The sequence below is a fragment of the Bowmanella yangjiangensis genome, assembly GCF_017255015.1.
GTDB classification, from domain to species: Bacteria; Pseudomonadota; Gammaproteobacteria; order Enterobacterales; family Alteromonadaceae; genus Bowmanella; species Bowmanella yangjiangensis.
Genome location: NZ_JAFKCS010000035.1, coordinates 1 through 10,673, shown reverse-complemented (window position 1 = coordinate 10,673; position 10,673 = coordinate 1). Strand labels below are relative to the sequence as shown.

Here is a 10,673-nt window from a genome sequence, read left to right as displayed (position 1 = left end):
TTTTTATTCTTTCGTTGCTTGCCGTTCCCTGAATCCTTCTGCCTTCCTGGCCTGCCGGGCTACCCCGTCGAAGTGGTGCGCATTCTAGAGATTTCAGCGAAGCCGTCAACTGGTTTTTGCAAAAAACCTTCCGTTCGCACACTTTTTGCGCAGGGGTGTTATTTTCCTATGTTTCCTTAGATAGAGAGACTTCTCGTAACAATGTCAGTTTTTCTTACACATCAGAGAGATACCACATTTTTTACACTTAAAAATCAAAAAGATAACAAGTGGATTAAATCTTGCATTGGAAAACTTCCACTTATGGAATGCTGTTATCCCCCTCTCTGGATATATTTTAATTCTTGTATTTAGAAAGGGACTGTATAGCAGGGATATGCTTCCAAATGCTCGGCTACTGTCGTATTGCATCGAAGCCCTCCAACTTTCATAGAGTAGATCTATAGGGTAAGCATTGTCAGACAAGACAGGCTCAGCTTACCTCTGAAGAAATATATATAAAAACAACAACCAGGAGATAAAAATGACGTTTAGGAAGTCACTACTAGGCAGTTTAATTTCAACTGCGCTGGTATCTCTAACGGCAGCGAATGCTCTAGCACAAGAAATTGAAATTGATCGCAGCGGACTTAAAGCGACCTCAAGCGCCACCCTACCAAACAAAAGCGCAAGTCAAACCGCTACCTATATAGTTCAATTGAAAGGTATGTCGGGTGTAGCTCAGGCACAAGAACTGGGTGAATTGAAACCCAGCAATCATCTTGCCGCAAATAAGGGTAACCTGTACAACGCCAAGTCTTCCAAACTTGCGGCGTATACCCAGCAGCTCAAAAACAAACAACAAGCCGTCGCTCAAGCCATTGGTGCGACCGATGTTCTGTACAACTACACCCATACTTTTAACGGCTTTGCCGCCAGGTTATCTCAGGCCCAAGCTGCTCAGCTACGTCAGCATCCTGATGTAGCTGGTGTATGGATTGATGAAAAGCAACAGCTGACTACAGCAAACACACCTGCTTTTCTGGGCCTGACTGGCGCCAATGGTCAGCATACCTTGGGGATTAAAGGTGAAGACGTCATTATTGGCGTAGTCGATTCTGGCATCTGGCCAGAGAATCCAAGCTTTGCAGATGACGGAAGCTACAGCTCAACGGAAAATCTGGGTTGGAGCGGTGTCTGTGACTCCGGTGCAGAGATGGCTGAAGGCACCTTTGAATGTAACAACAAACTCATCGGCGCCCGCTATTTCAAGGCTGGCTTTGAATCCAGCTATGAAATTCAGTATGGATTAGGCGAATTTGAATCACCTCGGGATGCTTCAAGTCACGGTACACACACCGCCTCCACAGCGGCCGGTAACGAAAACGTACCAGCAACATTGTTCGGCACTGATGTTGGTAATGTTACAGGTATTGCCCCTCGTGCACGCATAGCTGCCTATAAGGTTTGCTGGAATAGCGATTACGTTAGCCCTGAAGGTGTAGAAGAGCGAGGTTGTTTCGGCTCGGACTCAATGGCTGCGATTGATGCTGCCGTTGCCGATGGTGTTGATGTGATCAACTACTCTATTAGCGGCAGCCGCACCAGCCTTACCCCACCGCAGACCGCTGCAATGTTAAGAGCAACAAATGCCGGCGTGTTTGTCTCTGTATCTGCGGGTAACAGTGGTACAGCCCCAGTTACAGTAGGAACTCCTGCACCCTGGGTAACCAGCGTTGCGGCCTCAACCTACGATGGCATCAGCTATGTTAATGCTATTGAAATTGTCTCAAGAGATCCAGCAGAGACCCTGCTTTCAACTGAAGGCTCTATTACCAAACCTTTGTCTGAATCTGGTGAAGTCACAGCTAAGGTTGTAATAGCAGAACCGCTTCTGGGCTGTTTCGACGGCGAGCCTAGTCCATTAGACAACGCGGCTGAAATTGCAGACAACATTGCATTGCTTAAACGCGGTACTTGTAACTTCTCAGACAAAGTAGAGCGTGCACAATTAGCCGGTGCAAAAGCCGTTATTGTATACAGTGACGATCGTCCCGTAACAGTAATGGGCGGCACTGGCGCTTACGATATCCCTGGTGTAATGATTAGCGGAACAGATGGCGAAGCCTTAAATGCTGCTATCACTGCCGGAGAAAATGTCACCATAAAGATGAGCGCAGGTTCGTTCCAGCAACAGGTAGAAGCTGGCAATATCATGGCTGATTTCTCCTCCAGAGGCCCTAACGGTAACACTGAAGATCTGATCAAGCCGGATATCACTGCGCCAGGGGTGAGAATTCTGGCGGGAATTTCATCTGCGCCAATGTTTGGCCCACAAGGCGAAACATATGGATACCTTAGCGGTACATCCATGGCAGCCCCCCATGTTGCTGGTATGGCAGCGCTGCTGAAGGGTCAAAATCCATCCTGGTCGCCCGCACAAATCAAGTCAGCATTAATGACAACAGCAAGACAAGATGTTGTGGTTATGCATGACGAAAATGAGAATGTGATCAGCCCCATCCCTGCAACGCCATTTAATTTCGGCAGCGGCCACGCTGCACCTGTAAAAGCCATGGAGCCAGGTCTTACCTATGATCTGAATGCCGGTGATTACTTCGGCTTTATGTGCGGTCAGGCACAAAATAGCTTTGTTCAGACTGAATCCGGGCGCACCTGTAGTGAATGGGAAAGCGATGGATTCGCCACCGAAGCCAACCAGCTTAACTATCCGTCTATGGCCATCAGTGCACTGTCCGGGCCCAAAACGCTGTCTCGCACAGTGAAAGATGTATCAGGGCTAGGTGGCACATATGTAGCCAATATAGAAGCGCCTGCGGGTATTGACGTATCTATACAGACCTTCGATTCGAATGGCGTAGAGACTGAAACCCAAGATCTCGTTGTGCCAGCCGATGGCCAGGCCAGCTATGCCGTGACCTTCAGCAAAAACGGGGACGCAGTCATCGGTGAGTGGGCATTTGGTGCTATCACTTGGACAGATGAAAATGGCCATTCCGTTCGCTCACCACTAGCTGTTAAAGCTGCTAGTGATGTGAAGATGGATATACCTGAAGCACTCTCTTTGCAATTGAATCGTGGTCGTGCCTCTTTCCCTGTTCAGATGCTTTACAGCGGTTCAACCAGTCTCGATTACGCAGGCTTGGTTGCACCATTTGGTTCTAGCGGAACTGTATCACAGGACGAAGATAGGGAGTTTGCCTTTAATGAAGCTGGCTTGGGCTTCCATGGCTTCCTGATCCCTGAAGGTACTAAAGTGGTCCGCTTCAGCTTGCGTGACAGTCTGGTTAGCGCCCAAGACACCGACCTTGATATGTACGTGTATCGCTGTATCGCCAGAAGTTGCTCTCCTGTAGGCAGTTCTGCGTTTGGTGGCTCAAATGAAGATGTAATTCTTACCAATCCAGAACCAGCGGCTAATGCACCAGTTGGTGACTTCTACATCGTGTTTGTACACGGCTGGGATTTGGCTGGCAATCAAAGTGTGGATTACACCATGCCAGTTTGGGTGGCCGACCAACAAGAAAGTACGACCAGCATACGCTCCACTCCACGAGCAATAGAAGGACGTTTCAATAACGTCACTATCACGACTCGTGGTTTGGAGCCAGGCTTCTTATATATGGGCGCCGTGACCTTCTTCGATGATGAAGGCGTTGCACAAGGTACAACAGTACTGGAAGTACAGCCTTAATGAAAAACAGGGGCATCTGCTGATGCCCCTTATTGAACACAGCTGATTAATAGATATCGCAAAAGCGATACTTAGAATAATGAGTGAGACTAAAAATGAATAAAATAAAAAAACTACTTTCCACCTTATGCCTCCTGGCTGCCGTGTCAACGCAAGCAAATGCTGCACTGATAACCCAAGATCTGATTGAAGTAGCATCAGATGGCAGTACCGGTATCATCGGTAGCATTACTATAGACACTAACGGTGCATTATATGACCCAGTGTTTGGAACAGGTGAGGTGCTGTCTTTCGTGTCGTTTAACTTCCTAGGATACGATATTCCGGTAGAAGACGGCTATTCCTTCCAGGCAATCTTTGATACCAACAATATCTATGCCGGTATTGAGTTTCTGGATTTTGATATTGACTTTTCCCTACCTGGCTGGGCGTTCCAAGGTTACTTTGATGCCTTTGACAACCCAGACTACAACTACTTCACCGTTTTTGACAGTGGAAGTGCCGATCTACTATTTGTCAATGGACTGGCGTTAGGTCAAGCTAGTGTTGTATCTGAGCCTGCGACTTTGGTTATGTTTGGTCTGATGCTAGGACTGCTGGGAATGCGTCGTAAGATGCAAAAGTAAATACAAAAAAGGCGCTGATATCAGCGCCTTTTTTTATTCCTTATCCGTTTTAGCTTTATCTTCGGGTCCGAATTCCGCATCCACCTGCTCGTCAGCATCCCCGACAACATGCTCAAGCTTAACCTTATCTACGCTTCTGAAGGTGTTGATGGGCCCAGCCACCGCATACAGAAGAAAAGCAATAAACAGCACCAGCGATGGCTGAGTAGCAACGATAACAAATACCAACATCACTAGCAGCAGTGCCACAAAAGGCACCTTACCTTGCCAGTTAACCTCTTTAAAGGAATTGTATTTAAAGTTGCTAACCATCAACAAACCGGCTGCGGCCGTGACAAAAGCGACAATCACACCATAATCAGTCCCAACCGCTTCATACTCCACGCCAACCCAAACTAACCCAGCAACTAATGCCGCCGCTGCTGGGCTGGCTAATCCCTGAAAATAACGCTTATCAGCAATGCCTATCTGAGTATTAAAACGAGCCAGTCTGAGCGCGGCACCCGCAACATACACAAAAGCTGCAAGCCACCCCAGTTTACCAAGCTCCGTTAGTCCCCACGTATAAGCAACTAAGGCTGGAGCAATGCCAAAAGACACCATATCGGACATGGAATCATACTCAGCACCGAACTCACTTTGGGTATTGGTCATGCGCGCCACACGGCCATCAAGACCGTCAAACAGCATCGCCACAAAAATTGCTACAGCGGCCGCCTCAAAGTGACCATTCATTGCCGAAACAATGGCATAAAAACCAGAAAACAGGCCGCCGGTTGTCAGTAAGTTTGGCAGCAGATAAATACCTTTACGCTTGGTGTCGGTCATTGATTCCTCCCAGATTGATGGCGAGAAGATACCACAGGTCCCCAACATGACTCTAGCACAACCCAGAGATTGCCCAACAACCACAGTGTATTCATTGCATCCACTCGCACCACTGTCCACAATTTTTACAAACCGACCTCATTAAACCATGTTATGCCATAGAGTAAAGACCACATCCTTTTGATTACTATAGAAAAACAAAAAGTGGAATGAATTCTGCTTAAGTTCTTAAGTATCATTGGGGCAGGAATGAAAAAGATGTTTAAGAAATCTTTACTACTGGTTGCGGCGCTGATTTGCGGTCAAGCATCAGCCGGCACAGAGACTTGGAATTTAGGTAATGCTGCGTTTGGCGGTTTTGGCAACTCAAACTACCTGAGTATGAATGTCGATGGTATTGGTCTAACGATTACCGGTTGGACAGATGCCACGAATCAAGGCGGCAACCTAACCCAGAGCCAACTTGGCCGTTGGTCTGGAGGGGTAGGAATTGAAAACTTATATAATCCAGAGCATGGCGTTGATAACAATAACGGCTTCGACGCTCTGTTACTGAGCTTTGATACCGCTGTTTCTTTGGATGGTGTGAGTATCAGTTGGCATCAAGGTGACGCTGACATGTCCTTTGCAGCCTATACAGGTGGTGGCAGTGTAAATAGCTTGGCCAATCTAAGTTGGAGTCAGTTTTTATCGAATGGCTGGGTATCACAAGGTGATTATATAGGCACAGCGAGTTCAGCGTACCGCAGTGTCAGTAGTTCTGTGACATCCAAATACTGGCTAGTTGGTGCGTACAACCCGGCATTCGGTGGTAGCGCAAACTATGCGTCGGGAAAGGATTATATGAAAATTAGCGGCTTGTATACTCAAAGCCCGGATACCCCTGATGGGAACCCCGGCACTAGCATTCCCGAGCCAACAGCCATTTTGTTGTTCGCTCTAGGTTTACTGTGTTTGCGTCGCACAAATAAAGTATCCTGATATTTCCTGATGACTTATAAGGGTAGCCAATCAGCTACCCTTTGTCTTTTAAGCTTCCGGGAGACACCATGAAACACCTTCTCGCTTGTCTGCTATTGCTCGCTTCTATGCCCCTACGGAGCGCTGATTATTCTCAAAATTATGAGTCTGCTTTATCGGCTTATGAAGAAAGTAAGATAGAGGAGGCATTTATTCATCTGAAAAATGCGCTGCAAGAAAACCCATCTCACCTCCCCTCAACCTTGCTGATGGGCAAAGTGTATTTCACAGCGGGCAATATGGCGGCTGCCGAGCAGCTGTTTGATGAGGCCCTCGAGCTTGGCGCCGATTTACACTTGGTATTGCCGCTACTGGGAACCAGTTTATTGCTACAGCGCAAAGTTGACGAACTACTAGTATTGGAAGAACAGTATTACAGTCTTAATCATGAAGGTCGTTTTGAGTGGCATTTGTTACGAGGTCAAGCTTACCTGCTAGAAAACAAACCAGAACTGGCTGAACAGGAATTTAAGTCGGCTTTGCAGCTTTTCCCCGATGAAGTACGAGCACGTAACCTCATTGCCACTTTTTTAATACAAACAGGTCAAGCTGACAGTGCTGAAGACTGGGTATTACAGTCTTTGCAACTGCAGCCCAATAACGAACAAACGCTTGAGTTGATGGGCGAACTCAGACAACGTCAGGGAAACTTAGACCAGGCGCTGAACTATTATCAGCAGGCCTACAAACTAGACAACGAGGACCCGGTTATTCAACGAGGTTTGGCTCAGGTTTATTTTGGACTGGCCCAGTATCAGCAAGCCAGCGAGATGAATGACAAACTTCTCACATTGTCGCCTTCTGATCCAACCGCCAATTTGATGAAGGCCTGGTTGCTCAATCGTCAGGGGAAGGCCAAGGAAAGTCTGACACTGCTGAGCGATATCAGCAGTAAACTCGCCAGGCTGGACCCAGCTGGCGAACTATACAAGGGTAGCAATCAGTATCTACATGGCTTGGTGGAATTTCTTCAGGGTAATATAGAGTCCGCACGCAGCATCCTTGGCCGGCTGCTGGAAGAGCGTCCTAATGAAGACCGTGCACTGCGAATTCTGGTGGAAACTTATATCCAGGCAAGTCAAACAGATAAAGCGGTTAGTTTACTGGAACAACACCAACGCCTGACCAAGTCTAATCTGGATTTAAGCCTGACCTTATTTAAGCTTTATTTACAGCAAAACAATCTGTTCAGAGCAGAGCAGTTACTCAGAGAACTAAATCGAACATACCCCCAACAGTCGGCTGTTCTGATTGGGCGCGCTAATTTATTAAGTCTGCAAGGCAAATCAGAACAAGCACTTCAAGTTATTGCCGGTCTCGAGGTTCCCTTTGAGAATCTGGGCTTTCATTTACTAAAGAGTAAGCTACTTCTAGAAACAGGACATTCAGATCAGGCCTTGAGCATCAGCAAACAACTATTGAAGGATTACGCTGAGCACATAGATGTACTCAATTTGCATGCCGCAGTCTTGATAGAGACCGGACAGTTTTCGCAGGCTGAAAATGTCATCCAAGCCGTGCTGAAACAATCACCTGATAACTTATCAGCGAACTTTAACCTGGCCATCTTAGCCAATAAACAAAACAACTATGCACAAGCTGAGCAGCTTACAACAGCAATCATTAAGCTACATCCTGATAATGTTCGCGCCATATTATTAATGGCAGACTTATCTTTATCTCAGCAACAGTTAGATGAAGCCGCCAACTGGATAAACAAAGCACTATTGTACGAGCCTGAGCATGCTCAAGCGTCGCGCAGGTTGCTACAAATCTATGTTCAACTGCAAAAATGGCCTGAGGCATCTACCCTGGCCAGTCAACTGCGCCAGAATAATCGCCTTGATCCAGAGCTTGTCTACCTACAGGCGCAAGTGCTCATGGCGCAAAAGAATCACGTTGGTGCCAAAACAAATTTGGATCTGCTTTACGACTTATGGAGCACTTCCGCGCCACAACTATTAAGCTTGGCAGCGATGCAAACTCAGATAAAAGATATTGCAGGCGCGAGAAAATCCTTGGCCACTGCAGAGCTCAATGCACCAGAATCTGTGGATATCAAACTAGCACAGACCCGACTTGAGCTTAACGCTGGAGACCTCGCAGCAGCCAAGTCTTATCTGAAATCTCTGCCCAACATGCAAATTAAAGCCACACAACTTTCTCTGATAAAGGCTGAACTCGCCACCATGGAAAAACGTTGGCCACAAGCCATACAACATTTGCAGCTTGCCATTAAGCAAGATGAAAATAACCTTGCTGCCATTACTATATTTTATCAGCTCAGCCGACAAGGCATAGGCGCAGCAGAGTTCCAACAGGCGATAGAGCAACGGCTGAGTACTCAGGCAAAGCCAGATTGGGTGAGAAAATTACTGGCAGATAGCTACCTGGACACACAACAAAGCGCCAAAGCCATCCAGCACTATGAACAGTTGCTATTGACACCTGAGTTTGAAAACCACCCAGCTGTGCTAAACAACTTGGCCAACCTGTATGCCCTGACAGACCTGGAAAAAGCGCTGACCACGGCTGAGCGAGCAAAATTAATTGGCCAACCCAGCCCCGCGCTGATGGATACACTAGGCTGGCTAAATGCAAGAATGGGTCGATATGACCAAGCACTGCCCCTATTAAGGGAAGCCTATGTTCTGGACGCTGGTAATCCGGAAATCCGCTATCACTTGGGCTACGTGTTAAGTAAACTCAACCGTCTTGAAGAAGCACGGGTGCAATTGCAAGAAGCCATCAAAAGTACAAGTTATCCTGAATTTCAGGATGCGGTGCTGCTGCTTGACAGCCTGAAAAAGTAAGGGCCGCTATTGCGGCCCCTGATTAGCTTGCAGCAGATTATTGAATTACAAACTCACCATTTTCAACGTCCACCTGTATAGTGGATTCAGGCAAAATGGCGCCGCTGAGCAGTTTTTGCGCCAGCGGATTCTCTATCTCATGCTGAATAGCGCGTTTCAGTGGTCTGGCCCCATAAACCGGGTCGAAACCTGCATCGGCAAGTTTATCCAAGGCCGCTGTACTTAACGACAACAGGTAGCCTTTATCACTCAGACGTTTGGTCAGCGAGGCTAGCTGGATCTCGGCGATAGCTTTGATTTGCGCATGTCCAAGCGGATGGAAAACCACGGTATCGTCAATCCGGTTAATAAATTCCGGCCTGAAGTGCTGACTCACCACGCCCATGACCAAAGCTTTCATTTCCTCATACTGCCCTTGCGCAGCTTTGTCCTGAATAATGTCTGACCCTAGGTTGGAAGTCATAATCACCACGGTGTTTTTGAAGTCCACCGTACGACCCTGACCATCGGTTAGTCGGCCATCATCCAACACCTGCAGCAAAATATTAAATACGTCTGGGTGGGCCTTCTCTACCTCATCCAGCAACACAACGGAATAAGGCTTGCGCCTTACCGCCTCAGTCAGATAGCCGCCTTCTTCATAGCCAACGTAGCCTGGAGGCGCACCGACCAAACGTGACACCGAGTGCTTCTCCATAAACTCAGACATATCAATACGCACCATGGCATCCTGGGTATCAAACAAAAACTCCGCCAAGGCTTTACATAGCTCGGTTTTACCCACCCCGGTTGGCCCTAAAAACAGAAAGGACCCTATGGGGCGGTTGGGGTCAGCCAAACCGGCGCGAGAGCGACGAATGGCATTGGACACAACACTTACCGCCTCTGCCTGCCCGACCACTCGTTTATGCAGCACATCTTCCATGCGAAGTAATTTCTCGCGCTCACCTTCCAGCATTTTGGAAACCGGAATACCAGTCCAACGCGACAAAACTTCGGCAATTTCTTCATCGGTCACCTTATTGCGCAACAATCGGGTTTCCTGATGCTGTGCTTCATCAGCACGTTCCAATCGGCGCTCCAACTCTGGAATTCGACCATATTGCAGTTCCGACATTCGATTTAAGTCGCCGGCACGACGGGCAATTTCCAGATCCAGTTTAGCCTGCTCCAACTCGGCCTTGATGTGCTGCGTGCCTTGCATGGCCTCTTTTTCGGCATTCCAGAGTTTCTCGAACTCTTTAAACTTCACTTCGAGACCTTCGCGTTCCTGTTCAATCAATTCCAGACGTTTATGGCTGGCGTCATCGGTTTCCTTGGCCAGTGCCTGCTCTTCAAGCTTAAGCTGGATAATACGCCGCTCCAGCCTGTCCATATCTTCTGGCTTGGAATCAATTTGCAAACGGATACTCGACGCCGCTTCATCTATCAGATCAATGGCTTTATCGGGCAATTGACGGTCACTAATATAACGATGGGATAATGAAGCCGCCGCCACAATAGCCGGGTCGGTAATATTCACAGAGTGATGCAGCTCATAACGCTCTTTGAGACCACGCAGAATAGCAATGGTGTCTTCCACTGAAGGTTCATCCACCAGCACTTTTTGGAAACGACGCTCCAAAGCCGCATCTTTTTCTATGTACTGGCGGTACTCATCCAACGTGGTGGCGCCGACGCAGTGCAGCTCGC

7 protein-coding genes are annotated in these 10,673 nt (G+C 47.7%); 5 read left to right on the top strand and 2 right to left on the bottom strand.

Going from position 1 to position 10,673, the window contains the following annotated elements; translation table 11 throughout:
• The 3 genes from J0A65_RS20245 to J0A65_RS27740 form a co-directional block, all read left to right on the top strand.
• Positions 1-180 (top strand): hypothetical protein (locus J0A65_RS20245; protein ID WP_206596156.1); only part of this gene is annotated, 180 nt, incomplete at its 5' end.
• Between the two features lie 343 nt (positions 181-523).
• Complete coding sequence (locus J0A65_RS27745; protein WP_206596155.1) at positions 524-3,694, top strand: S8 family serine peptidase; 3,171 nt, start codon at positions 524-526, stop codon at positions 3,692-3,694.
• A gap of 143 nt (positions 3,695-3,837) precedes the next feature.
• Positions 3,838-4,320 (top strand): PEP-CTERM sorting domain-containing protein, encoded by a 483-nt coding sequence (locus J0A65_RS27740; protein WP_206596154.1) that lies wholly within the window; start codon positions 3,838-3,840, stop codon positions 4,318-4,320.
• A gap of 33 nt (positions 4,321-4,353) precedes the next feature.
• On the opposite strand, the gene pssA is transcribed toward J0A65_RS27740, so the two are convergent.
• A complete protein-coding gene (gene pssA / locus J0A65_RS20230; RefSeq protein WP_206596153.1) occupies positions 4,354-5,148 on the bottom strand; it encodes a CDP-diacylglycerol--serine O-phosphatidyltransferase in 795 nt (264 codons plus the stop codon).
• 249 nt (positions 5,149-5,397) lie between these two features.
• Here pssA and xdp1 point away from each other — a divergent pair, with 249 nt between their 5' ends.
• Together xdp1 and prsT are read left to right on the top strand one after the other, a co-directional pair.
• Positions 5,398-6,129: an exosortase-dependent surface protein XDP1 gene (xdp1, locus tag J0A65_RS20225; protein ID WP_206596152.1), complete on the top strand. Its 732-nt coding sequence runs from the start codon at positions 5,398-5,400 to the stop codon at positions 6,127-6,129.
• Between the two features lie 68 nt (positions 6,130-6,197).
• Positions 6,198-8,981 carry an XrtA/PEP-CTERM system TPR-repeat protein PrsT gene (prsT, locus tag J0A65_RS20220; protein ID WP_206596151.1) on the top strand — a complete coding sequence of 928 codons (2,784 nt, stop codon included), beginning with the start codon at positions 6,198-6,200 and terminating at the stop codon, positions 8,979-8,981.
• 37 nt (positions 8,982-9,018) lie between these two features.
• Here prsT and J0A65_RS20215 read toward each other — a convergent pair.
• Positions 9,019-10,673 (bottom strand): AAA family ATPase (locus tag J0A65_RS20215; RefSeq protein ID WP_206596150.1); only part of this gene is annotated, 1,655 nt, incomplete at its 5' end.